Source organism: Levilactobacillus muriae (assembly GCF_045862015.1).
Classification (GTDB): Bacteria; Bacillota; Bacilli; order Lactobacillales; family Lactobacillaceae; genus Levilactobacillus; species Levilactobacillus muriae.
This window is the reverse complement of sequence record NZ_BAAFRU010000004.1, coordinates 180,999-205,207: the sequence shown is the minus strand read 5'-3', so window position 1 is coordinate 205,207 and position 24,209 is coordinate 180,999. Positions and strand designations below refer to the sequence as shown.

Below are 24,209 nucleotides of genomic sequence, written 5' to 3'. Positions count from 1 at the left end.
GAGCCATGGCCCCTTTCACTAGATTTAGAACGACCCGTAATCCTCGGCAAACTTCAAGGTACCAATCATTTTCTCCAAGGTCTTACGACTGAACCGCACCCGTTTTGCCTGACGAAAAGCTTCGATAAAGGTTGCCAAATCGTCATAGTTGGCCACCGCCGTACAATTGTACGCGTCATGGGCATTCAGTTTTGTTTTATTCCCAACCACTAACGAGTTACTGTGATTGTAACGGTCGTAGTAATTATAGTAAACCAATGGCTTCACAAAGTCGATGATTCGGTCGTTCTTATTTTCCAACTGACGGTGCATCGTAATTTCACTATTGATGTAACGCACCAGCAGCTTAGAAGACAGTTCTGCCTGGGTGGCCGGATTACTGATCCCGGTGTGAAGTGTGATGGACCGCTGCCCACGACCTTCTTGCTCCAGGCTCATCGTATACCCCTGAGTCAAAGATTCATTTTCATCCGACAGATTCGGTAGGAAAAAACGGTCTAAATGGCTCGCCAAGGCTTTTGGCACTTCCTTCTCCCGACCACTCAAATTCACGCCAGAGAAGTCATCCAGACTGGATGAAAAGATTTCTTCAGAGAGATCATGAAAGATCATCCCGCGCCAGTACTTGCTTTCCACGTTGATGACCCCAAAAGAAGTCACTAACAGATTGTCAATTTGCATCACCCGCCAAGAATCTCCCTCGTTCATTTCCTGGGTCACGGGATTCTTAACCTTGTTTGCAAAGTGTACGTTACGCAGAATCTTATAGTCAAAATGTTCATTATGTCTAGCAGCACTCTGATGAATCTCCCGCATAATTTCATACAACTGTTCAGTCGTCTTTATTTCGGCTCGATCATAGGCCGTCTCACCCATTAGCATTTCCTCCATTAAATTTTTCTTGAATCGCTGTCAGAATGTACTCTGACGCGTGACCATCCCCATAGGGGTTCTCGGCCTGCGCCATCTTATCGTAGGCAGCTTGATCGCTTAATAAACTTTCCATTGCCGCCGTCACACGTTTCGGATCAGTACCCACCAACTTCAGTGTCCCGTTGGTGACGCCCTCAGGCCGTTCCGTAGTATCTCGCAAGACGAGCACCGGTTTATTCAACGATGGCGCTTCTTCTTGAACCCCACCGGAATCAGTCATGATGAAGTAACTTTTAGCCGACAGATTGTGGAAATCAACCACATCCAGTGGATCGATCAGATGAATCCGATCCATACCACCTAATTCTTCATGAGCGACCGTTTGAACGGCTGGGCTCAAATGAACCGGATAGATCACTTCCACATCGGGATGGGCCTCAACTTCTGCCCGGACGGCCTTAAAAACGGCGTGCATGGGGGCACCCTGATTCTCACGACGGTGCATCGTCATCAGGATTAACCGGTGTCCGGCCTGAATTTGGTCTAAAACGGCGTGATGATAGTTTGCATCTACCGTCTGTTTCAGGGCATCAATCGCCGTATTCCCGGTCACGTAAATATGATCTGCCGGATGGGCTTGCTTCAACAGATTTTCCTTAGACAATTCTGTCGGCGCAAAATATAGGTCACTCAAGATATCGGTCAACTGCCGGTTCATTTCCTCTGGATATGGTGAATACTTGTTCCAGGTCCGCAGGCCGGCCTCCACATGGCCCAACATGGTCTGATGGTAAAAGGCACTAATGCTGGCCGCAAATGTCGTGGTCGTGTCCCCGTGGACCAATACGATATCGGGTGCTGCTTCCGTGATGATATCATCTAGCTTAGTCAATACCCGCGTGGTGATGTCACTGAGCGTCTGCTTAGCCTTCATGATGTTCAAGTCATAGTCCGGCTTAATCTTAAAGATGTCGAGGACTTGATCGAGCATTTCACGGTGTTGTGCCGTGACCACCGTAATCGGTGTAAATTCAGTTGGCCGTTGCTGCATGGCTAAAATAATTGGTGCCATCTTAATGGCTTCTGGACGGGTCCCGAACACCGTCATTACTTTAATTGGTTTCGTCACTATGTTCCCTCCAAATTAACGTTGCTTGATTAGGGTCAATTATAGCAGAACGGCGCTCACCATGTTACGGATTACCCGCTTTTCACCACGAATTATCAGAAATAAGCTGGAAAGGTGACTCATGCACCTGTAACCGGGGCCACACCGCGTCCTGTGCATCGTTCATCAATCGATACCAATCGTTGCACTAACAATCTCAGTCCTATAACTAGCTTCCCAGCGACTACTCAGCTAAACTAATGAACGACAGCCGACCATGACAATTAATTGAGGGGTTACAGAAGACTTTACCCGAAGACGACATCAATCACAATCCTTTTCGTATCTAGTGAAACAATAGTCGTGACAGCCGATTAATTCAACTCGTATAGGTTCAAAATGAATCCTAAAAATGTCATGCGGCCCTCACATCATGCCATTTGACCATCCAAGTCATTCGACCCACGTTATCCAGTCTGATGAAGTTGACTTCTGCCTGTAAAAAAAATTTAATGGTAAGCCCCCAATATTTGAGGTAAGATGGTATCGTTGTGTGAAAGGAATGTCTGTGATGAAAAAACTTAGTCTGGTCGTTCCTTGCTATAACGAGGAGGAGTCTATTCCATTATTTTACCGAACCGTTAGCAAGGTGATCGATTCCATGAATACCCCTACGCCGACTGTCATGCCGGAATATATTTTTGTGGATGATGGTTCCAACGACCACACCTTAGAAGAAATGAAGCAATTACACCAAGATCATCCGGAGACCGTCCACTTTCGGTCGTTCTCTCGGAATTTTGGGAAGGAATCGGCACTCGCCGCGGGATTACAAGCTACTACCGGGGATATGGTAGCCGTGATGGACGTCGATCTTCAAGATCCACCAGAGCTCTTGCCAGAAATGGTCGATCTGATTGAAAATAGAGACTACGACTGTGTTGGAACCATTCAACAGGAACGTCGCGGTCAGAGTCGACTTCGGGCATTTCTCTCCCGAAGTTTCTATAGTGTTATCAATTGGCTCTCAGATGTCCGGATTGAACCGAACGCCCGTGATTACCGGTTAATGACCCGGCAGTTTGTGGACACCGTTCTCTCTCTACCTGAATTCAACCGTTTCTCAAAGGGAATCTTCAGTTGGGTCGGCTTCAAGACGACCTACCTGACATATGAAAGTCAACCCCGCGCGGCTGGCACGACGCATTGGAGTCTGCGGCAACTATTTGCTTATTCCATTGAGGGAATCATTGATTTCTCCAATGCGCCGTTACGGCTAGCTACTTGGGTCGGCAGTTTGTCATTTATCGCCTCGATTGTTGCCCTGATCTTCGTGATCATCCGGGCCTTGACCGTTGGCGGTTCAGTTGCTGGCTGGCCTTCTCTGGTCGTGATCTTCTTGGCAATCGGTGGGATTCAGCTGTTCTGTCTCGGTATCTTAGGGCAGTACATCAGTAAGATCTACCTGGAAACCAAACATCGACCAATGTACATTATCCGTGAGGAAAAATAAACGACGTGTAAAAACGTGCGCTATAAGATAGTTAGCTAGTTGGTTTTGTGGCACACCGTTACCGCTATATGAACTCGGATATCACCAAGAACCTGGGGCCTTCCCCAGGTTCTTTTTCTTTTACCCGCATCCCCCTTAAAAGGCAGGATTCGCGATTATTTCACAATTTCCTCTTACCTTTCGATAATTAGACACTTATACCTTTCAATCTACATACTGTCTCGTTACAGCTTACTGTTCTAAATGATTAATCGAAAAAGATGATCACAAAATTTTGCTAAATCAAAAGCCACATCACCAGTATTCTTCGGTGATGTGGCTTATTTAACATCTAGTTAATAATCGCGTTCATCAGCATAACCATGCCTAAACCAACGACAGAAATAACCGTTTCCAACGTGGTCCACACCTGGAACGTCTGCTTAACACTTAAATCAAAGTATTCTGAGAACATCCAGAATCCAGCATCGTTCACGTGTGACGCGGCCAATGAACCAGCCCCAATGGCCAGAGCAACCATTACGGGATCGGCACTCAAGGTGGTCATCAAAGGCAAGACCAGTCCGGCGGCAGTCATCCCGGCAACCGTTGCGGAACCCAAAGAGATTCGCAAGATAACCGTAATCAACCAAGCCAGCAAGATTGGAGAAAGGCTGGAGTGCATCATTAATTGTTGCACAGCCTTCCCGACCCCACCATCGATCAGGACTTCTTTAAAGGCAGAACCCCCTGCGATAACCATCAGTAACATGGCGATCGACTTAATGGCATCTTCCAAAGTCGCACTGATTTCTTTCATCGTTCGTTGACGATGGAAACCCATGGACCAAATGGCAAACAGTAAGGCCAGTACCATGGCAATAACCGGATTCCCCAGCATCGCAACAATGGCATCAAGCCCGTGTGGATTCTTCGGTGCAGCCCCACCATCGACGGATAGTTGGTAAATCGTTGCCGCAGCCATGAAGACCACTGGGAACAACGACGTCAAGACGGACAGCCCAAATCCAGGCGTCTCCTTCAAGTCAAATTCCTTTACTTCCCCGAAGGCCGGTAAAGAACGCTTGATCACGAATAGGTCTGGATTGAACCGCCGAATCACACGCGTCCAGATAGGACCGGCAACGATCACACAAGGAATCGCCACGATAATCCCAATCAGCAGCATTTCCCCAATGTTGGCACCCAAGACCGTTGCAACGGCCGTAGGTGACGGTTGTGGTGGCAAGAATCCCTGCGTGGCAGACAGCGCCGCGGCCATAGAAATCCCCAGATAGAGGAATGGCACTTCGGCTTCCAGCGCAACTGCGAAGACGATTGGTGTAACCAAGACTAACCCAACTTCGAAGAGTAAGGAAATCCCAATCAGGAAGGAAGCGACCACGATGGCAACTTGCAAGCGTTTCTTCCCAAACATGTTAATCAAGGTCCGGGCGATACGGTAAGATCCCCCGGCATCGGCAACCAACCGGCCAATCATGGCCCCGAATCCAAACACGATAATCAGTTCGCCCATGGAGCTACCGATCCCGTCCTTGATGGAGGTTGCAATGTCAGCTGGGTTCATGCCCAACCCTAATGCCACCAAAATTGAAGTGACAATCAGTGAAACAAAGGTATTCAATTTTACTTTAATAATTAAAAATAGTAACAGTAAAATACCCAAGAATAAAACGACGAACTGCATGCTTTTCTCTCTTTTCCTATGCTCGATTCAGATTCTCCCACCCTGCCGGAGTTGGGCGAATCATTTTGCATAAGATACATTGTATGAAAAAAAGTTTCCCAATGCAAGGGCTTACTTGTATATTATTTTCACATGCAGTTGATAAAAGCCCCATTTGGCGCTATCGAACAATCATCACAGAGACTGGAGAATATTTTGCCATGTAGGCCGCCTGGCTCCCGAAATACTTCCGCACGCCAGTTTGAGACAGCGAACCGACAACCAGCAAATCTGGTTGCACCTCAGGAATAATGTTCTTCACAATGGTCTCACCGGGATCTCCTTCCCCAATGATGATACTAACTTTGTTAATGCCGAAACGTTCGGCTAATTTTTGATATTGTTGTAAATGTTTCTGTAAGTCTGCGCGTTGCCCGTGCACGTAATTCTTGCTTAGAGCCTGGTAAATATTCATGTTGTCTGATTCCAACACAGAACAAATCACCAACTCGCAGTCGTCAAACTTGGCCCGGTTCATAGCGTAGCGAAAGGCCAGCTGTGCATCAGGTGAATCGTCTACCCCAACTAAAATTCGACTAAATTTCTTAGGATTCATTGATTCTGAATTTTCCATCGAAAATCCTCCTCTTGTTTGAATACCTTTATTATAAAGGAAAACGGTATCAAACGCGAAATTTCCGAGAAAATTTCCGTTCAATACCGCTTTATTTTTTAGTTACCGGTGGATCGTTACGGCCCATCACTTCTTTGAGCACCCGCAATCCCCAGAAAATCAGGATCCAAATGACCCAATACGCAATCAGAACCCCGACAAATAGGGCCCAGACACGCCAGTCGTGATACCGCCATAACCAGACGACCAGCAAATCACGGTGCCAAAATAGGCCAATTAGGTCCCTAAACACCATGAAGATCAGTGAAAGGCTCAGCCAATAATTGGCATCACCCATTGCTTTACGAAACATACGCTTCCTCCCCAGGAATCATCATGTTTAATCTTTCTTATTACCCTTCCCCTGAAACATGCCCCAGCTCTTCATCCAACCAATCAGGAACATGACAATGTAGAATGCTGCAGCCACCGTAGAGAATACAGCAAAGACTTTCTGAATGATCCCGACACCACCAGATGCTTGGGCACCGCTGAAGAACCAGAAGTACCAAGACAGAGCTGACCAAAAGACAGCCCGTAATAGTAACTTAAAACCAACACCCATGTTAAATGACCCGCTCTCTTAATAATTTTTCTTCTATATGTATAGGAACGACCTAATTCATAAGATTTCATATTGCGTTATCGTTAGTGACAACAAAACTTATCTTATATTCTGGCACGAATAATTTTAAATGTAAAGCGCTTTTATTATTAGACACCATGGCTTCTCTAGGCCCTCCGCACCGTTACGTTATTAGCGTTCTGGTCAGTGATTCAACCGTAGTATGGTGTTGCTAAAGGAATTAATTATAAAATAATAATGATATACGGTAAGAAGTTTGATATGATTAACTTAAAAGGAGGTCATTATTTTGTCCTTAAAGAAGCTATTACTCATCACGCTCTCCTCATTGGCCTTACTCCTGTTAATTCCTACTAATGCGGACGCGAAAACCTGGCGTTATTCGGTGACGCCATCCAATTCATTTTCCCATAAAACCTATGCACGTGCGTATATGTACGGCAACTATGAGTACATGGAACTCTACAAGACGCAGAAACACGCCCAGAATCAGGACACCGATACCGGCCGCATCATCGCTAGCAGTAAGAAATTCTATGCTCGCAAGACTTCTAGCAAACAAGTCTACGCAGTTATTTACCAGAATAAATATTATTACATGAATACCAACGACACGCGCCTCTATCGCTACAACACGTGGCGCAGTGGCCATAGGTTGATCTCGACGGTCAAGCCTAATCAGCCTAGCAAGGTCATGTTGAAGGCCAAGACCCACGTCTACCGTAGTCAATATTGGCTGTACGACTACAGCGGTCAGGATATGCCACTTTATACCTGGTACCGCCTGGCGAATACCGGTAAATGGGTGGTTGATTACTCGAAATAGTGCGGCTACATAACTTAAACTGAAATAGTGGCGGTCAAAAAGAGCTGGCGCAACGTTAAATAACGTTGTTCCGGCTCTTTTTGGTGATTGCTATTGGTTTCTCTGATTCTACTTTGCCGAAACCGTGCGCCAGAGAGCTGTCAGTTCCGCTTAACCCCGCTAAGTCAAAAATCCAAAACCGGAATTTTCATCTTAGCGACGCGCCCCAAGTCTCTGTTGCCGAAACGTGCAATTTCAGGCAGTTGCCTCCGCCTAACCCCAATAAGCCAAGAATCCAGGACCGGGATTCCCGTCTTATTGACGTGCTACGAGTCTCTGTTGCCGAAACATGCATCTCCAGGCAGCTGGTTCCGCTTAACCCCGCTAAGTAAATAATCCAGGCCCGGGATTTTTCACTTAGCGACACGCCCCCAATCCTCTGTTGCCGAAACGTGCGCCAGAGGGCAGTCAGCTCCGCTTAACCCCGCTAAGTCAAAAATCCAAAACCGGGATTTTCATCTTAGCGACGTTAATGCTCACTGACTAACCGCCCTCTGGCGCACTCTTTTCCACTATGTCCCCACCCGGACTCGAACCGGGATCATTCGCTTAGGAGGCGAGTGCCCTATCCTGTTGTGCTATAGGGACAATATCAATAATCCGCTTTTAAGTTTACCACGGATTATTTGATTTCAAAAGGTTAATTACTGCTGGGCATCGCGGTCACGCCACTTTTTACGCATACCCTTGTTCTTAGTGTGGCGATTCTTGTGCTTCTTTTTCTTCGAAGGATTGGGTTCCTGCTTAACATGCGGAGCGTTGGCCTTGCCCGCTGGTTTTTCACCTGCAGCAACGACCTTACCCGCAGTCTTCACGACCTTTTCCGTGGTAGCTGTAGAACGCGTCGATCCTGTTGCCGTTGCTGTTGCCTGTGGTGTCACAGCTACCGGTCTCTCAGTCGTCAATGTTCGACCACTAAAGTACAACGGTACCAAGTCATAGTCGGTATCCTTCAAGAGCTTCTTGAGATCCCGCAAGTCATGGTCATCTCCGAGACTAATCACCTGTCCTGGTTCACCCATTCGTCCCGTTCGTCCAACCCGGTGAACGTATTCGTTCACGGAAGTTGGGAGGTCATAGTTGATGACGGCCGGTAGCTTAGGAATATCTAACCCCCGGGCTGCCACATCCGTCGTCAGTAACAATCGTGTTCGACCCAAACGGAAGTCCTGTAAAGCCTTTTCCCGTTGAACCTGGCGGAGATCACTGGTCAGACTCGCCGATGACATATGCTCGTGATAGAACCGCGTTGCTGTCTGCCGTAAGGTGTTGGCCTGCTTGAAAAAAACCAACGCTCGGAAATTTGGCATTGCCAGCATCCGCTTTAGCATTTGATCACGCTTACCCATACCAACCTGTAAGAGCCCGTGCCGCACTGTTCCTTGCGTATTATCCTCTTGACGCACATCAATTCGGGTCACAGATTGGCCAAACCACTGGTCGAGTTCGTGAAGAATTGGTGTGTCGGTTGCGGAGAAGAAGCCCAACTGAACATCAGCTGGCATATCCTGTGCGATCGAACGCACCGTATCCAGAGTGTCCCCCGTCAACAGGTCATCGGCCTCATCGACGATCAGCAAAGAAACCAAGTGTAATTTTAATTTTCGGTCGCTGACTAGGTTCAATACCCGCCCTGGTGTTCCGACGATGACTTCTGGTCGCTTTTTCAAGCGTTCTGTTTGGCGCTTCACGTTGGCCCCCCCAGTCAGGGCAACCACCTTCAAATCTAACAATTTTGCCCAGTCACGCATGACCCGGCTAGTCTGAATCGCCAGTTCTTGGGAAGGTTCCAGCACGATCAGTTGAGTGCCATCCCCAGGCAGCAAGTTGGCCAAGGCTGGCAACGTAAATGCCACCGTCTTTCCCGAACCAGTTGGCGCGAGGCCCAAGACGTTCTGGTCTCCCGCTAACGGTTCGTAAACTGCCGTTTGAATTGCGGTCGGTTCAGTGTAACCCAAGTCTTTAAAATGAGCCTCGAATTGTTTTAACATGTATTTTCCTCTTTCTTAGTGTTGATCGGCTGGGAACTTCAAGTTAGCAGAGACCCGCAGATCGAATAAGACTTGATTGACTGTCAAGCTCCACTGTAACCAGCGTTGGTAGTCAGCGACATTTTGCTTGTCATCTGGCGATTCTAGAACCCGAGCAAAATCTTCGGCTTCTGGCAACATCGGATTAGCTAATTCCGCAGCGCTCAGGTCAGTGGCCTTGCCACTGGCATCACGCTCTTCGACATGAGTCAGTTCCCCAGCACTATCAATCGTGATAGTTTCTTTCAAGCCATAGATTTCGGATAAGGCGTAGGAGTTACTGGTCTTCCCAAAGTTCACGGTCACATCGAAGTCACCGTAACGTAACATTGCTAAGCCCTTGCCATCGGCGCCGGTTGCAATGAGCGTTGGGAAGAAGGCCACGTGTTCAGGTTGACCAAACAAGGCAATGGCCAAGTAGATGGGGTAGACCCCTAAGTCTTGGAGCGCGCCACCTGAAAATTCCTTGGTGAAAACGTTTGGCTGCTCGCCATCCAAAACATTATCGTAACGGGAGGAGTACTTCATGTAGGTCAATGCTGCTCCCTGAACGGCTGGCAAGGCAATGAGTGCCTTACTGATAGCCTTAAAGTTTGGCGTGTGCACGTGCCGTGCCGCTTCAAAATATTTCACGGCTGGATGTTGTTTGAGTTCCGCCATGATTGCGGCCATCTCCCGCCGATTACTGAAGGCCGGCTTTTCAACGATGATGGAAATATCCCGATCAATCGCAGCCATCGCCTGCTTAAAGTGCAAACTGTTTGGTGAGGCAATGTAGACCACTTCCAAATTGGCCTGATCTAACATCTTTTCATAATCGGTATAGCTCTTCTCGGCTTGGTTCTTCTGAGCAAAGGCGTCCGCCGTTTCTTGGTGCCGGGAATAGACCCCAGCCAGCGTGTAGCGCTTCGACAAAGCTGCTGCCTCGACCAATTGTTGTGTAATCCAGTTCGTCCCTACAGTTCCAATGCGAATCATTGCAATCCCTCCATCAATTTTCTATCGTTAACTTTATTTTAACAGTCGCATCGCATTAGGCATAGCAATAGAATTAATTTTCTTTCAAATCCGGAAGAAAAAGCACGTGTTTTCTGTCCAGAAATGTTATATTGGGAGTAACTAATAATTCAAGGGAGGGATTACCGGTGAAAGGTCGAGAGCTCGCATTATTTGGCGTTTCACTCGTGGCTGGTTTAACAGGTGGATTCTCATTACGTAGAAAGAAGAAGCCCCAGCCCAGTGAGTCGCCGTTGTTTTATGTTGGAACGTGGCAATTCGTTGATCCCCATAATCAGCGGCGTCACCGGTTAGAAATTAGTCCTAATCTTGACGTGCAGATTGATAACCATCAGCTACAGGTGTCTGTAAAGGACCTCAACGACCAACAGCTTACCTTTCAGGATAAGTTTGGCTATCACCTAACGATTCACGCCAACGAACGTCAACCAATTTCTTTTTTCGATGAAGCCGATGATTGTACTTACGCGATGAAACCATTGTCATCGACGGATCAGTCTTCGTAGACTTACGCACACACTGTGTCTTTTGAATACTTAGGCCAACGAAGCCGCAGCCCCAAATTTTGGGACTGCGGTTTTTGTCTCGTCTACCCACGCACGCCACAGGGTAAGCAAAAACAGCAGCCGAATTGACTGCTGTTTCAACATCATTTTATTTTTAAAAACCAAGTCAGCTATCATTTGAGTTGAGCATTGGTCTTGGCGTCCCCCCACCCACAGCAGCCCGACATTAGGGTAAACTCGACAGTAAAATTCAGAGTAACGTCACTTGGTAAAGGTATGCCAATCGCGGCGAGTGCCGTTGAACACTGATTTTGCCACCGGTAGATCCTGCCCATTTTGGGTGACCGTCCCATTGGCATCATACTCGATCAACCTGACCTGTTGTGAATGTCCTGACAGCTTACCGCCGGCAGTCCAATAGTCCTGATCGGGCAACACGGGCTTTACAAATTGCGTTAGCACAGACTTGCTAGCAAAAACGACCACGCCCTGGTGGTAATAACTGCTGAGCAGCTCTACTAGTGTTTTGAGTTTCTGTCCTTGCGTCGCCATCTCCGTGTTACTACTATTATATTTACCATAATAACTAACCGCTACCATAATAGGTAAGGTTCCTGAATTTCTTTTAACTGTACTTTTAAAGTGTGTGAATTGACGTTGTGCCGATGTCGTGAAACTGAAGGTGTGAGCCACCCCCACCTGAATATCCGCCCCTTGAGAACGCGAATAGTTATCGCTAAAGTCGTCATCGGTATATGTGGCTCCCGATGTGGCTTGAAGGTAGACAAACGTTTCACTTTTCGCCAACTGCTGAAAGTCTAAGTAGCCACTGTCCTGATTGACCGTGACCCCGCGAACGGGATAACTGGCTACCTGAGCACGCTGATGAGCATCCCACCGGAACCAACCCCAGCCACCCCCAATGGTGATCAGCAGTATCGCCAGTACAATGAACCAACGGCGATACCGGTGGCGACGCCGAAACGTGTTGTCATATATGGGTTGATAGTCACGTCGTTTCACCGTCGATCACCATTCTCCTTCGTCAGGTATTCTACCCCCATGCTGGAGGTATGCCGTCCATTATACCATGACTGCTAGGAATCGTAACGGGTCTGTTCAATAACATCTCTGACCCGGGTCAAAACGGGTTTAGTACGTGAAGAACTGCGCAAGACGGTCATCATAAAAAGACTGTCGAGGATCGTCATCTGCGAAATCAACGAATACATCCCCTCAGAACGGTATTTGACCTCATCCGTCAGCGATAAGAAAGTGACAGCCGCCGCTTGAGCCAACTCAGAACCGCTGTAACTGGTAATGACAATGATTGCCACGCCATTACGCTTGAGTTCCCTTACGATTTCCAAGGTCTCGTGATTCCGGCCTGAGTGAGAAATCACAATCGCACAGTCCTGAGCTGTCATCCGGGCCGCCTGCATCAGTTGAATATCATAATCAGGATGGTAGGTCACGTTCAGCGGTGTTCGCAAGAATTTATGATAGCCATCGAGGGCTGCCACTGCTGACCCTCCCAAACCAAAGAAGGCCACCGTCTTGGCATTAATGATTTTGATGACGGCGCGGGCCAAGTCATCCTCGTTCAGTGCTTCATTTGTCGCCCGTAAAGAATTTATGGAAAAACGAAAGGTCTTATTCGCAATCGTTGCAAGAGAATCGCCCTCCGCTAATTCTGGAAAACTATTCTGTTGCGGCGTCATTTCGGCTGCAGTGTGGGCTAGCGCCATCGTAAATTCCCGATAGTTCGTGTAGTCCATGCGCTTGACAAAACGGGAAATGGTCGCGGTTGAAACCCCCGTGGCACTTGCCAATTCTTTAATCGTCATTTCGCTGACTACGGCTGGGTTGTCCAACGCCAACTGGGCCACCTTCTTTTCCGTCCGAGACAACTGATCATACGTCCCCCGAATCTTTCCAATGGTTGAGCGTGCGATAGTCGCCGCCCCCTTCCAATAATTTTTAAAAAGATTACCTTTTGTAAACATTTTACAACATTTCACTTGAAATGTGAAACTTCTTTTCATATAATAGTCGAAGCGGAAATTTTACATCTGTGTACTAAACGCTACTGTTTGACAGGTGTCTTGACGTTATACAGGCATTGTCATTGCGTTCTAACGCGCGATGCGGTATCGTTCAAAGCAGGATGTTTTTTTCATTTAATAATCGCACCACGAAAGGAAGAGCACTATGGACTACATGATTGGGGTCGATATTGGCACGACCAGCGTTAAAACGGTTCTGTACGATACGACAGGTAAGATGCAAGGCTACTCCAATAACCTTTACCCCCTCTACCAGGACGTACCGGACATGGCCGAAGAAGATCCAGAAGAAATCTTCTCCGCCATCATTGACGGCTTGACGACCGTCTTACGGAAGGCAGACTTGAAGAACGGTGACCTACACGGTGTTTCCTTCTCCGCAGCCATGCACAGCCTGATTCTGTTGGATGAAAATCACAAGCCACTAACTCGAGCCATTACCTGGGCAGATAACCGAGCTGTAAAGTACGCTGATGAACTCCGCGAAAACGGTGTTGGTAAGCAACTTTACGAGAAGACTGGGACGCCAATTCACCCAATGACCCCACTGAGCAAGCTGATCTGGTTACGCCATGAGCAGCCAGACCTCTTCAAGCAAGCCCGCTGGTTCGTGGGTATCAAGGAATACGTCATCTACAAGTTATTTGGCGTGTTGCAAGAAGACTATTCCATTGCCAACGCTACGGGGATCTTCAACATTTTCAACATGGATTGGGACGACCAAGCCTTGGAAGTTGCCGGGATTACCCGCGACCAATTGCCTAAGTTGGTTGATACCACTGACCAGATTACAGGCATGAAGACCGACTACGCTGGTGTTATTGGCATCGACGCAAACACGCCATTTGTCATGGGCGCTTCAGATGGCCCCCTGGCTAACTTAGGCGTTAACGCCATCGATCCTGGTGTCGTGGCTGTCACCATTGGGACTTCCGGTGCCGTCCGGGTCGTCACTGACAAACCAAAGATTGATCCTAAGGGCCGGGTCTTCTGTTACTACCTTTCCAAAGATCACTGGGTTGTTGGTGGGCCGGTCAACAACGGTGGGATTGTCTTCCGTTGGGTTCGAGATCAACTCTTTGCGCCAGAAAAGCTAACCGCAGAACAGATGCACGTGGATTCCTATGATCTTTTAACGGAAATTGCCGAAAAGATTCCCGCCGGTTCTGACGGCCTGATCTTCCATCCCTTCTTGGGTGGCGAACGGGCCCCAATCTGGGATGCAAATGCACGTGGTTCCTTCTTCGGCCTGACACGGACCCACTCCCGGGCCCACATGGTTCGAGCTGCCTTGGAAGGTATCGTCTACAACCTCTACACGGTCATGTTGGCTCTGGAAGAAGTTGTCGGCAAGCCTTCTAGCATTCAAGCAACTGGTGGTTTCGCCCGTTCAGCTCTCTGGCGCCAAATGCTGGCGGATATCTTTGAACAAGATGTCACAATTCCAGAGAGTCCTGAAGGGACAGCTCTGGGTGCCGCAACCTTGGGGATGTACGCCTTAGGCATGATCGACGACCTCTCCGTTGTGAAAAATTTCATCGGCGTGGCCAACGTTCACCATCCCAACCCAGACACCTACAGTGCTTACCGGGCCTTGGTTCCAATCTACATTCGCCTGAGTCGACAACTGCAGTCTGAATATAAGAACATCGCGGAATATCAACGAACCCATGTTAATATTTCCAAAGAGAAATAAATTGTCCCCTAAAGTTTTCAGAAAGTAAGCTAACTTACAAACAAATTTATGAAACGTTATCGTGGCGATTTCAAGAGGAATCGGTTACAATGATGTTTGCTTACAGTGAAGAGCCGGTGCTGATGCATCGGCTTTTCAAAATTCTAAAAATGAAAGGGCTTACCTTATGGAACTCATAGCTTTAGTCATCGGGGTCATTTTTTTATTGGTTTTAATCATCAAGTTTAAAATCAATACTTTCGTCTCCCTGATTTTAACCTCCGTCCTCACAGCGATTTTGCTCGGGATGGACTTAACCAAAATTGCCACGACCGTGGAGACTGGGATCGGGAGCCAACTGGGCGAACTTTCCCTAGTCTTCGGATTTGGTGCCATGCTGGGTCGGTTAGTTGCCGACGCCGGTGGGGCCTACGTTATTGCGACCACGTTGATCGACAAATTCGGGAAGAAACGCCTGCAAATGGCCATCATGCTCGCTTCATTTATTCTGGGTATCGCGCTCTTCTTCGAAGTTGGGATGGTTCTTTTGATTCCAATCGTCTTTGCCATCGCGATCGAAGCCGATGTGCCAATCCTTTATTTAGGGATTTCCATGGCGGCTGCACTGTCCGTAACTCACGGATTCTTGCCCCCTCACCCGGCACCTGTGGCCATCGCGGCGATCTTGAATGCCAACGATGGTAAGGTCCTGTTGTTCGGGTTAGTTGTCGCTATTCCATGTGCTATCGTTGCCGGGCCAATGTTTACCAAACTGGCTCAGCGTTATGCTCCCGCCGCCTTCGAGCGCAAAGGAAATCTGTCGTCGCTGGGCGAAATCAAGACGTTTAAGCCATCCGAATCGCCTAGCTTTGGTCTCTCCGTCCTGACATCCCTATTCCCCGTCATCCTGATGGCCATCACGACCATCTACAAGATGACCGTTGACGGTGGTGCAACGCCAACCAAGAATGCCTCCCTGCTTGACCAAATCGTTGCACTAATTGGGGATCCTGCGATTGCCATGCTGATTTCACTGATGGTGGCGATGTTTACCATGGGCTGGGGCCGGAAACGCAAGACCTCGGAAATCATGGAATCTATCGAAAACGCCGTGAAATCAATCGCCATGCTACTCCTGGTTATCGGGGGTGGTGGTGCCTTCAAACAAGTCCTGATCGACGGTGGTGTCGGTAAGGAAGTTGCCAAGATCTTCATTGACTCTAATATGTCACCACTGATTCTGGGCTGGCTGGTCGCCGTCGTTCTCCGGATAGCCTTGGGTTCCGCAACCGTGGCCGCATTGACCGCCGCGGGGATTGTTGCGCCACTGATGGCACAAGCTGGTGTCGACCCGGCTTTAATGGTTCTGGCCATTGGTGCCGGATCACTGGCTGCCTCTCACGTGAACGATGCTGGGTTCTGGATGTTCAGAGAATACTTCGATTTGACGGTGAAGCAGACGCTGAGTATTTGGACCGTATTGGAAACTGTCATTTCCGTTGTGGGTATTCTGATAGTCCTGTTGCTAAACATGGCTTTTCATTGATCCCCAGTATGCCGGAAAATTAGCATCATTTCGTAACGTCTATTTCTGCAAATGGTTGGCAATCCAAACTATCGGATTGCCAACCATTTGTATTTATTCAACACGTCGCTAAGTACTCGTCTTAAAATAATTATATACATATTGACGAGCGCTATCCTTTCGATAATTGAGCAAAACCCGCTTATAATAAGATTTATGCCCCGTCCTATATTGCTTATGAATTGACGATGTGGCATACTGGCTAGAAACCTAGCAATTAGCAATTGGGAGTTCGCCATCACATGCAAAACTTAATGATAAGTATGTTCCTACTGATCATATTGGCTTTCTCTTATCAGGATCAAATTACCCGCTTCTGTCAAAAGTATCCACACATCTTTAACAAGGCCTGGCTAAACTTCAGTGTGATAACTGTCGGCTCACTGATTCTTTTTTTACGCTATTCAGAATCACGCCAATAACGATTAGCCCGCTGATAATCGGCAATGGACTTGGTGATTATTGGCTTCTGCATAAACGGACAAAGTGCTAGATCCCTAGCTCAAACCACGCTCTAATAATCACCCGATTTCTCCTAAAAATCTCTCGCAATCCCATACGCATCCTAGGGTTCCGTGCTATAATGGTTAAATCTAAGCATTTGAGAGGAAAAGGAGTCTTTACTTTGGCAAAGGAGTTACGCCGCGAAATCGGCACGTTTACCGCCCTCGCTACCGTTATGGGAACCGTCATCGGTGGCGGGGTCTTCTTCAAGACTGCTAGCGTAGTGGCCGCCAACCACTCCGCTAACATGACCCTGGTTGCCTGGATTTTAGGGGGCCTGCTGACCATCTGTGCCGGTTTGACGAGTGCGGAGCTGGCAGCCGCCATTCCCCGGACTGGGGGTGCCATGCGCTATCTGGAGTACACCTACGGCAAGCCCGTAGGATTCTTGATGGGCTGGGCCCAAATGTTGGTCTACTATCCCGCAAATATTGCCGCACTATCCATTATCTTCGGTGTTCAGTTCGTGAATCTCTTTCACCTGGATACTGCCTGGAAGCTCCCCATTGCTATTATCTGTGGCCTAAGCATCACTGGACTGAACTTTCTAGGGGCCAAGGTCGGTGGTCGCGTCCAATCGATTGCCTTAATCTTTAAACTAATTCCCATCGTTGTGATTGTGCTCTTCGGTCTCTTTGCCCCAGCACATACCACTATCCAATTCTGGCCGATTACGACTGGCGACCACATTGGCTTCGGTGGGGCTTTCGCTTCCAGCCTACTCGCCACAATGTTTGCCTATGATGGGTGGATCAACATCGGAAATATCGCTGGTGAAATGAAACACCCTGAACGCGACTTGCCCAGAGCAATCGTCTTAGGACTGACCTTGATTACTGTGGTCTATACGCTGATTAACCTCGTCTTTCTGCGTACGCTCCCAATCGACATGATTGCTGGCAACCAGAATGCCGCGGCCGATGCGGCTATGCGGCTCTTCGGCCAATTTGGCGGTAAGCTCGTGACTATCGGTATCCTGATTTCCGTCTATGGCGCCATCAACGGTTATACGATGACCGGGATGCGGGTCCCTTACGCACTTGCAACAGAGGACAGTCTGCCGTTATCAAAATATTTCGGTCGATTATCTCGTCGGACTTACGTTCCTTACTTTGCCGGCATCGTCCAGTTTGGGATTGCCCTCCTGATGATGCTGATGGGTAGCTTCGATATTCTGACCGACATGTTAGTCTTCGTCATGTGGCTATTCAACTGTCTCATCTTCGTCGCGATCTTTATCCTGCGTAAACGGGAGCCGGAACTTACTCGACCGTATAAGGTTCCCGGATTCCCCATTGTCCCGTTAATTGCGTTAGTTGGTGGTATCTTCATTGTTGCGACCACCCTAATTACGGAAATCGGCTTAGCCGTCACAGGACTAGCCCTAACGCTGATAGGTTTACCGATTTACTTTATCCATCAACGTCGTCGCCAGAACCACGCCGAATAACGCTTAAAACAACTAAACCGCGAGCCATTCTCCAGGTGGAGGATGACTCGCGGTTTTTGGATACCCTTAATCCTTGGTTTAATGCCGTAGAAGCAATTACGAGGATGACTAAATAAGGCGCTTCCTCCATAACATCAGAGCCGCAATTCTGACACACGCGTTGTCTTCTCTCTAGTGAACGCCGCACGTGTTGACTAGATAATGACAGTATTATCTTCAACTCGATGAACCCCACTCTAGCCAGAAAAGAGCAGTGTTGGTGGGAGTTGTGGCGGTGCTGCTAACCACGATGTCCGAGTCTTTCTCCCCACGATACAGAGCGAGTTGTAATCCCCCCCTTTTGCCTGCAGACATTCTCCAATCTCTGACAACCAATGATGAACGGCCCGACTCATTGAACCAAAAAAGCCAGTCGGTAGAGAGGCCGACTGGCTAACGTTAACTGATAAATTTTAAATTAATGTTCTTGCATTTCTTCTGGGTGCTTCTTATCAAAGCGGTTTTCCAAGAAGAAGTAGAGCGTGATCAATGCGTAGCAAATCGTTGGCACAACGAATGAGAATTGCATTGAACCGGAGAAGTCTGAGACCAAACCTTGGACGGCTGGAATAATGGCCCCACCGATCAAAGCCATAACGATGATGGCCCCACCAGTTTCTGTGTAACGCTTTTCATCGATAGCATCCAACGTGTGGGTGTAAATCGTTGGCCATTCTGGACCAAAGAAGAAACTGGTCAAGATAGCCGTGTAAACGGCAACCATGCTAGGAATCGTAAAGGTTACGACCAATGACAACGTCCCTAACAGAGAGAACCAGGTTAAGACACCCGTAATGGAGAACTTACTCATGAAGACGTTAGCGACCAGCTTACCCACGAACCATGCAATGTAGCTGTAGATCATGAAGGTTGAAGCGGCACTATCTGTAATGTGGTGATCCATGTTCAAAGCCAACCGAATGGTGAAGGACCAAACCGTTGTCTGTAAACCAGCGTAGAAGAATTGCGTTAAAACACCCTTCATGTAACGCTTGTTGTGAGACAGGTACTTGATTGTTTCACCCAAGCTAGGACGATCTTCAACGGCTTCATCGGAACCCTCAACCGTCTTAGTAGCCTTAGCGCGAGGCATTGGTGATAAAGCAAAGATGATAAACATCACAACCAGCACAATCAAGATGTACTTGTAAGGACGTAACGTCAATTGCAACATTTTTTCACCGTAAGCTAACCGTGCGGCACCGTGCATCGTGCTCATCTTATTAGCCAAGTTATCAACGGAACCGAAGATCAGGTACTTCCCTAAAACAATCCCCATAATGTCACCCAGTGGCACTAAGGTTTGTGAGAAGTTCAACCGCATCGTGGCGTTGGCTTTCGGTCCAAGCATTGAGCTATAAGTATCACAGGAAGTTTCCAAGAAACTCAACCCGATAGCAATCGCGAAGATAGCGACTAAGAACATACTGTAAGTTGCGAGGTGAGAAGCTGGGAAGAATAACCCACAACCCACAATGTAGAAGATCAGCCCGGTCATAATAGCAAATTTATAACTGTTCTTTTTAATAATTAATGAGGCTGGAATGGCAATCAAGAAGTAACCACCATAGAAGGCACTTTGAACGAAGGCAGTAGCGGCATCGTTCAACATGAAAACCGTCTTGAACTGGGTAATTAAGATATCGTTCAAACTAGCGGCAGTCCCCCACAATGGGAAGATTAGGGACACTAGGATAAATTGGAAAATTGGGGTTTTGCTCAGATAGCCATCAGCTAACTGGGTCCAACCGTGCTTTGATTCAACTGCTTTTGCTTGCATGGTAAAGACTCCTTTGTCATGAATTTGAGATTAGGTAAAACGTTTTATTATGTTTAAAATATAAGCCTAGAAGGTTACGCCAGATTCAAGAATAATGTTAGAGAATGGCGTCATTTCTCCGGTCCGGACAAAGGCGTGCGTTTGTGCTAAGTCCTTCTTCAACTGACTGTGAGGCATGTATGCGATCTCAACGTTAGGCAACAATTCCTTAATGGCAGCCAATTGTTCTGGGTTCTCCGTTTTGATTTCATCGGCTAAGTAAATCTTTTGCACTTCAAGTTCGGCCAAGATGTTCTTCAAAACATCTTGAAAACTTGGAAGTTGCTTGGTTAAAGCCAAATCAATTTTCTTAGTTCCCATAGGAACAGGCATCCCTGCATCACCGATACTTAACCAATCCATGTGGCCCATGCCGGCAATTACCGTAGATAATTCGGAATTAATAACGGTCGTCTTTTTCATCAGATATTTCTCCTTTTTAACTAAATTGATCACTGGTACACGTGCAACCCTTTTCCAACTAATTTCAACTCGACCGGTTTCCCCGCGAAGCTTAACAAATTAGTTGACTAAAAATCGTATGTAAACCGTTTTACGTTTTGCGACATCGTTTACATTATCATAAAATTAAAAGGCTTTCAAGGCCCATTACGCGATTTGTGAAGCAATTCATTTTCAGAAAGCGATCAAAAAAAGCCAACCCGGTCGCCCGTGGTTGACTCATTTAGGTGCAATTAACACCGTAATAACTGGCATCTCAAAATGAAAATGTTTTTCATAAAAATATAAATATCTGCTATTTTATTTCCAGATTTTTTTATTATTTATTTTGATTGCCCATAATTTAATGGTGCAGGACGATCCGGCAAATCTGGGAATAGTCGCCGCAGCAACTCCTCCGGTTCCTTTCCCACGGTATCCCGCTCTTGCAGGACTTGGGTGATCCCGTCAAAAGTAAACATGAACATATCCTCGCCGTCTTCGTCACGAACCTGATAGAACTTCACACCTAATTGAAGGGCGACCATAATCAGACGCTGGGTATCTTCACCCAACCGTGGCATCTGCGGCAACAGTTTATCCGCGGCAATCCGGTTGTGATACCACTCCCGGGAAACGCGTTGCCCATACTTCATCAGGCTCCCCTGCGCCACGTGTGTCAATAGCTTGGCCGCTGGCGTCAGTTCAGGATGCATCAGCACCTCTTCCAGATCATCGATGGCCCCCCACTGCTCATTGTGGGCTTGCAGTTGATCAGCCATTGCTCGCATTTCGTGAAAAATCCGTTGGCCGCTAGCCTGGAACTGCGTGGTTTCAAGTGGATGTTCCAACGCCACAGCTTGGTTACGCTGCCGCCCCGTTGCCAATAATTCCAATACATTGGCCGCTGGTAACGGCTGAGTCATGAGATAGATCATAAACATCTTCAGGAAATACAAGGCATGCCGACTAACTCCGTTGGGCGTGAATGGCGTATTGTCAAAGTCTCGGAGCTCTAAATATTGGATGCCCCCGGTCAGAAAGTCTTGCGCATTGGCCTGCCCCTTCAAACGAACCGGGCCATAAAACTCATGGGCCGAGAAATACGTTCCAGCATCGATCATTCGCTGAAGCTGTACCAAATGGTCCGGCAGTGAGGCATAGGTCACCTGCTCCTCAGGCCGATTAACAAAGCCAAAGCGACTGTTGCGAATGCTTCGAACGGGGTCGACTAGCTCCGGTGGCGTCGTTTTAAAGAACCCCTGTTCAGCGATTGGGCTGGCCCCAAAGAGGTAGGTCAACAGCCACTGATAACGAACAAAGTTCTGGGCCATACGAAAGTATAGTGCATTCTTGAAGGCTACCAGCGAGTCGAACTCATCGGTGTAGTGGCTAAAGAGCCGATGAATTACGGGATCTGGAATACTGTAATTTACATGAACGCCAGTCACACAACCGTGCTGTAGGCCGTACTTTTTAACCAAATACTCTCGATAAGGTTTCACTGCTGGTCGATCAAAATGATCCGCAATGAAATGCAAATCGGTATCGTCCATGACCGGCGGCATACTCAACGGCCAGATGCGGTCATCCCCCTCGAGCGTTCGGTAGGCCACCGTTTGTAGGGTATCTAGCTGATCCAAGGTCCCCCCAATATTCGGATTGGGGTCCGTGATGACCTCTAACTGGCTTTCGGTAAAATCCGTTTGGAAGTACGGGTGAAAAGTCCGCGAGCCAAATTTGCTGGGATGCGGGCGACGACTCAACCGGCCATGCTGGTCAATTCGTTGTTCTTCAACTTCTAATCCCACAAGACTGTGATAAAGCTGTTCTGATAAGTGTTCTTCATGAATAACCGCTAATAAATTGTCCAGCATGGCGGTAACATCCCCTGACGTTCAAATGGTTTTACTGATACCTAAAGTTTACCCAAAAAAAGTAGCACTGTCACTGATATTGTCCGTTTTCGGCAAATTAAAATTTGTTGGTTTTGTTGACTATACACTTTTCCAAGTTTTCGTTAAATTATACCGGAAGATTCGGCCAAAACTTTGCCGAATCTTAAGATCATGCGATTATCGCGCCCTTTTTTGCGGGATCATTACTCACTCATCTTACTAACAAAGTATTCGCTACATTAGCTTTTCTTCCTATTAATTACTCGTATATTAAAACGATTTTTAAACTTATGCTAGCAATTCATGAGACCAATTCTCGGAAAAATACATTAGTACTAAGTAAGGGGCAAAAAAAGAAGCCAGCTCATAGGCGTTGGCTTCTCAATAATGTGTGTGGCTGTTAAGTTATGCATGACTGGAAAATCTGGAATTTAAAGATTATGAGGCCTGAGACGTCGCGTAAAACTAATCGCGTTGAACTGAGAAAGGTGCTCAGCCCTTGGTGTTGATTCCCAAATTCAAGTGAGTTCGCCTTCGAAACGTGCTCCGGCTCGCTTACCTTACTGTCTCATGAATCAACGTCAATGGTTCAGCCGAATCGCTGATCTCAATGTTGGTGTATAACAGATCCTTGATGTCGTCGACGTTTTCGCGATCGCTGTAAATGGTCAACAGTGAATCGCCAGCGGCTACCTTGTCACCGACCTTCTTACTCATCATGATCCCAACAGCGTAGTCTAACTTGTCATCGGCCTTTTGCCGGCCACCGCCAAGTAACATGCTGGCAACACCCATTTCGTCAGCTTCGACACGGCTAACCACGCCAGCCGTCTTGGCTGGCAACGGAATCTTGTAGGTCGCTTGTGGCATGATTTCAGGATGGTCAACAACACTTCGGTCCCCGCCTTGTGCGGCAACCATATCGCCGAATTTCTTCAGGGCAGAACCATCCGTGATCGTGCCCTCACACATCTTACGAGCTTCCGCCATACTGTCCGTCTTGCCAGACATTACGACCATGTAAGAACCAAGTGTTAGAACCAAATCGGTAATGTCAGCGGGTGCTTCGCCCTTCAGAAGGTCGATAGATTCCTTGATTTCCAAGGCGTTCCCAATGGCATTTCCCAGTGGTTGGTTCATATCGGAAATAATGGCCATGCAGTTCATGCCGACCCCTTTCCCGATACCAACCAAGGCCTTGGCGAGTTCCCGTGAATCATCTAACGTCTTCATGAAGGCCCCGGAACCGGTCTTCACATCGATGACCAATGCATCCGTCCCAGAAGCAATCTTCTTACTCATGATGGAACTGGCGATCAGCGGAATGGAATCAACCGTGTCGGTCACGTCTCGTAAAGCATAAATCTTCTTATCAGCAGGCGCAATGTTCCCGGTTGCTCCAACAATGGCTAAGCCTTCATTTTGAACTTGCTTGATAAAGTCCGCTTCACTGATTTCCACTTGATAGCCTGGAATCGCTTCCAATTTATCCAACGTACCACCCGTATGTCCGAGACCCCGACCAGAGATCATGGGTACGGGAATACCTAAAGCAGCAACGATTGGTGCCAATGGAATACTGGTCTTATCGCCGACCCCACCGGTTGAATGCTTGTCGACCTTGATGCCGTCAATGCGCGATAAGTCCAAGTGATCCCCGGACTTCATCATCGCCATCGTCAGCTCAGAACGTTCTGCGTCGGTCATATCCTTGAAGTAAGTCGCCATCAAAAAGGCACTGGTTTGGTAATCAGGAATTTCACCGGAAACGACGCCATCCACGAAAGTTTGAATCTCTTCCTTGGTTAATTCGCCACCGTTACGTTTCTTATCAATAATGTCAACCATTCTCATGTTTCAGCCACTCCATTTCTAATTGGATGCGGTCACCGCGG

Annotated in this window: 20 protein-coding genes and 1 tRNA gene; 6 read left to right on the top strand and 15 right to left on the bottom strand. The window is 47.6% G+C overall.

Features of this window, described 5'->3' with window-relative positions:
• Positions 1-24: 24 nt before the first annotated feature.
• On the bottom strand, positions 25-876 hold the full coding sequence (locus tag ACKTSF_RS04205; protein WP_407886910.1) for a nuclease-related domain-containing protein: 852 nt from the start codon (positions 874-876) through the stop codon (positions 25-27).
• The gene (wecB, locus tag ACKTSF_RS04200) at positions 869-2,002 is read right to left on the bottom strand and encodes a non-hydrolyzing UDP-N-acetylglucosamine 2-epimerase (RefSeq protein WP_407886908.1); all 1,134 of its coding nucleotides are present in this window, start codon (positions 2,000-2,002) and stop codon (positions 869-871) included. The genes ACKTSF_RS04205 and wecB overlap by 8 nt, the downstream gene beginning before the upstream one ends.
• 550 nt (positions 2,003-2,552) lie before the next feature.
• Between wecB and ACKTSF_RS04195 the strand changes: the two genes are divergently transcribed.
• The gene (locus ACKTSF_RS04195; RefSeq protein WP_407886906.1) at positions 2,553-3,494 is read left to right on the top strand and encodes a glycosyltransferase family 2 protein; all 942 of its coding nucleotides are present in this window, start codon (positions 2,553-2,555) and stop codon (positions 3,492-3,494) included.
• Positions 3,495-3,825: 331 nt separating this feature from the next.
• On the opposite strand, the gene ACKTSF_RS04190 is transcribed toward ACKTSF_RS04195, so the two are convergent.
• The 4 genes from ACKTSF_RS04190 to ACKTSF_RS04175 all read right to left on the bottom strand — a co-directional run bounded on the left by ACKTSF_RS04190 (position 3,826) and on the right by ACKTSF_RS04175 (position 6,398).
• A complete protein-coding gene (locus tag ACKTSF_RS04190; RefSeq protein WP_407886904.1) occupies positions 3,826-5,181 on the bottom strand; it encodes a gluconate:H+ symporter in 1,356 nt (451 codons plus the stop codon).
• Positions 5,182-5,341: 160 nt separating this feature from the next.
• Positions 5,342-5,794 (bottom strand): universal stress protein, encoded by a 453-nt coding sequence (locus ACKTSF_RS04185; protein ID WP_407886902.1) that lies wholly within the window; start codon positions 5,792-5,794, stop codon positions 5,342-5,344.
• A gap of 91 nt (positions 5,795-5,885) precedes the next feature.
• A complete protein-coding gene (locus ACKTSF_RS04180; protein WP_407886900.1) occupies positions 5,886-6,146 on the bottom strand; it encodes a hypothetical protein in 261 nt (86 codons plus the stop codon).
• Between the two features lie 27 nt (positions 6,147-6,173).
• Positions 6,174-6,398 carry a hypothetical protein gene (locus tag ACKTSF_RS04175; protein ID WP_407886898.1) on the bottom strand — a complete coding sequence of 75 codons (225 nt, stop codon included), beginning with the start codon at positions 6,396-6,398 and terminating at the stop codon, positions 6,174-6,176.
• Between the two features lie 310 nt (positions 6,399-6,708).
• Here ACKTSF_RS04175 and ACKTSF_RS04170 point away from each other — a divergent pair, with 310 nt between their 5' ends.
• Positions 6,709-7,245: a hypothetical protein gene (locus ACKTSF_RS04170; RefSeq protein ID WP_407886897.1), complete on the top strand. Its 537-nt coding sequence runs from the start codon at positions 6,709-6,711 to the stop codon at positions 7,243-7,245.
• Positions 7,246-7,799: 554 nt separating this feature from the next.
• On the opposite strand, the gene ACKTSF_RS04165 is transcribed toward ACKTSF_RS04170, so the two are convergent.
• The 3 genes from ACKTSF_RS04165 to ACKTSF_RS04155 all read right to left on the bottom strand — a co-directional run bounded on the left by ACKTSF_RS04165 (position 7,800) and on the right by ACKTSF_RS04155 (position 10,292).
• Positions 7,800-7,872: transfer RNA gene (locus tag ACKTSF_RS04165), tRNA-Arg, on the bottom strand.
• A 56-nt stretch (positions 7,873-7,928) separates the two neighbouring features.
• Positions 7,929-9,275 carry a DEAD/DEAH box helicase gene (locus tag ACKTSF_RS04160; protein WP_407886895.1) on the bottom strand — a complete coding sequence of 449 codons (1,347 nt, stop codon included), beginning with the start codon at positions 9,273-9,275 and terminating at the stop codon, positions 7,929-7,931.
• 15 nt (positions 9,276-9,290) lie between these two features.
• Positions 9,291-10,292, bottom strand: a complete 1,002-nt coding sequence (locus ACKTSF_RS04155; RefSeq protein WP_407886893.1) for a Gfo/Idh/MocA family protein — start codon at positions 10,290-10,292, stop codon at positions 9,291-9,293.
• Positions 10,293-10,459: 167 nt separating this feature from the next.
• Between ACKTSF_RS04155 and ACKTSF_RS04150 the strand changes: the two genes are divergently transcribed.
• A complete protein-coding gene (locus tag ACKTSF_RS04150) occupies positions 10,460-10,837 on the top strand; it encodes a DUF4828 domain-containing protein (protein ID WP_407886891.1) in 378 nt (125 codons plus the stop codon).
• Positions 10,838-11,098: 261 nt separating this feature from the next.
• Here ACKTSF_RS04150 and ACKTSF_RS04145 read toward each other — a convergent pair whose 3' ends face one another.
• Positions 11,099-11,860, bottom strand: coding sequence for a GH25 family lysozyme (locus tag ACKTSF_RS04145; protein WP_407886889.1), 762 nt, complete (start codon positions 11,858-11,860; stop codon positions 11,099-11,101).
• Between the two features lie 74 nt (positions 11,861-11,934).
• Positions 11,935-12,843, bottom strand: coding sequence for a MurR/RpiR family transcriptional regulator (locus tag ACKTSF_RS04140; RefSeq protein WP_407886887.1), 909 nt, complete (start codon positions 12,841-12,843; stop codon positions 11,935-11,937).
• Between the two features lie 205 nt (positions 12,844-13,048).
• On the opposite strand from ACKTSF_RS04140, the gene gntK reads away from it, so the two are divergent.
• The 3 genes from gntK (at position 13,049) to ACKTSF_RS04125 (ending at position 18,117) form a co-directional block, all read left to right on the top strand.
• A complete protein-coding gene (gene gntK / locus ACKTSF_RS04135; protein ID WP_407886885.1) occupies positions 13,049-14,599 on the top strand; it encodes a gluconokinase in 1,551 nt (516 codons plus the stop codon).
• A gap of 166 nt (positions 14,600-14,765) precedes the next feature.
• Positions 14,766-16,124 (top strand): gluconate:H+ symporter, encoded by a 1,359-nt coding sequence (locus tag ACKTSF_RS04130; protein ID WP_407886883.1) that lies wholly within the window; start codon positions 14,766-14,768, stop codon positions 16,122-16,124.
• Between the two features lie 664 nt (positions 16,125-16,788).
• Complete coding sequence (locus tag ACKTSF_RS04125; RefSeq protein WP_407886882.1) at positions 16,789-18,117, top strand: APC family permease; 1,329 nt, start codon at positions 16,789-16,791, stop codon at positions 18,115-18,117.
• Between the two features lie 457 nt (positions 18,118-18,574).
• On the opposite strand, the gene fucP is transcribed toward ACKTSF_RS04125, so the two are convergent.
• The 4 genes from fucP to ACKTSF_RS04105 form a co-directional block, all read right to left on the bottom strand.
• Positions 18,575-19,936, bottom strand: a complete 1,362-nt coding sequence (gene fucP / locus ACKTSF_RS04120; RefSeq protein ID WP_407886880.1) for an L-fucose:H+ symporter permease — start codon at positions 19,934-19,936, stop codon at positions 18,575-18,577.
• 66 nt (positions 19,937-20,002) lie between these two features.
• A complete protein-coding gene (gene rbsD, locus ACKTSF_RS04115) occupies positions 20,003-20,398 on the bottom strand; it encodes a D-ribose pyranase (RefSeq protein ID WP_407886878.1) in 396 nt (131 codons plus the stop codon).
• Between the two features lie 362 nt (positions 20,399-20,760).
• The gene (locus ACKTSF_RS04110; protein ID WP_407886876.1) at positions 20,761-22,293 is read right to left on the bottom strand and encodes a gamma-glutamylcysteine synthetase; all 1,533 of its coding nucleotides are present in this window, start codon (positions 22,291-22,293) and stop codon (positions 20,761-20,763) included.
• 576 nt (positions 22,294-22,869) lie between these two features.
• Positions 22,870-24,168 (bottom strand): pyrimidine-nucleoside phosphorylase, encoded by a 1,299-nt coding sequence (locus tag ACKTSF_RS04105; RefSeq protein WP_407886874.1) that lies wholly within the window; start codon positions 24,166-24,168, stop codon positions 22,870-22,872.
• Between the last annotated feature and the right edge of the window lie 41 nt (positions 24,169-24,209).

What these genes read in the sequence shown, in the direction of transcription:
- ACKTSF_RS04205 (WP_407886910.1), bottom strand. Translation starts at nt 876, where the DNA reads ATGGGTGAGACGGCCTATGATCGAGCCGAAATAAAGACGACTGAACAG.
- ACKTSF_RS04195 (WP_407886906.1), top strand. Translation starts at nt 2,553, where the DNA reads ATGAAAAAACTTAGTCTGGTCGTTCCTTGCTATAACGAGGAGGAGTCT.
- ACKTSF_RS04190 (WP_407886904.1), bottom strand. Translation starts at nt 5,181, where the DNA reads ATGCAGTTCGTCGTTTTATTCTTGGGTATTTTACTGTTACTATTTTTA.
- ACKTSF_RS04185 (WP_407886902.1), bottom strand. Translation starts at nt 5,794, where the DNA reads ATGGAAAATTCAGAATCAATGAATCCTAAGAAATTTAGTCGAATTTTA.
- ACKTSF_RS04180 (WP_407886900.1), bottom strand. Translation starts at nt 6,146, where the DNA reads ATGTTTCGTAAAGCAATGGGTGATGCCAATTATTGGCTGAGCCTTTCA.
- ACKTSF_RS04175 (WP_407886898.1), bottom strand. Translation starts at nt 6,398, where the DNA reads ATGGGTGTTGGTTTTAAGTTACTATTACGGGCTGTCTTTTGGTCAGCT.
- ACKTSF_RS04160 (WP_407886895.1), bottom strand. Translation starts at nt 9,275, where the DNA reads ATGTTAAAACAATTCGAGGCTCATTTTAAAGACTTGGGTTACACTGAA.
- ACKTSF_RS04155 (WP_407886893.1), bottom strand. Translation starts at nt 10,292, where the DNA reads ATGATTCGCATTGGAACTGTAGGGACGAACTGGATTACACAACAATTG.
- ACKTSF_RS04140 (WP_407886887.1), bottom strand. Translation starts at nt 12,843, where the DNA reads ATGTTTACAAAAGGTAATCTTTTTAAAAATTATTGGAAGGGGGCGGCG.
- gntK (WP_407886885.1), top strand. Translation starts at nt 13,049, where the DNA reads ATGGACTACATGATTGGGGTCGATATTGGCACGACCAGCGTTAAAACG.
- ACKTSF_RS04130 (WP_407886883.1), top strand. Translation starts at nt 14,766, where the DNA reads ATGGAACTCATAGCTTTAGTCATCGGGGTCATTTTTTTATTGGTTTTA.
- fucP (WP_407886880.1), bottom strand. Translation starts at nt 19,936, where the DNA reads ATGCAAGCAAAAGCAGTTGAATCAAAGCACGGTTGGACCCAGTTAGCT.
- rbsD (WP_407886878.1), bottom strand. Translation starts at nt 20,398, where the DNA reads ATGAAAAAGACGACCGTTATTAATTCCGAATTATCTACGGTAATTGCC.
- ACKTSF_RS04110 (WP_407886876.1), bottom strand. Translation starts at nt 22,293, where the DNA reads ATGCTGGACAATTTATTAGCGGTTATTCATGAAGAACACTTATCAGAA.
- ACKTSF_RS04105 (WP_407886874.1), bottom strand. Translation starts at nt 24,168, where the DNA reads ATGAGAATGGTTGACATTATTGATAAGAAACGTAACGGTGGCGAATTA.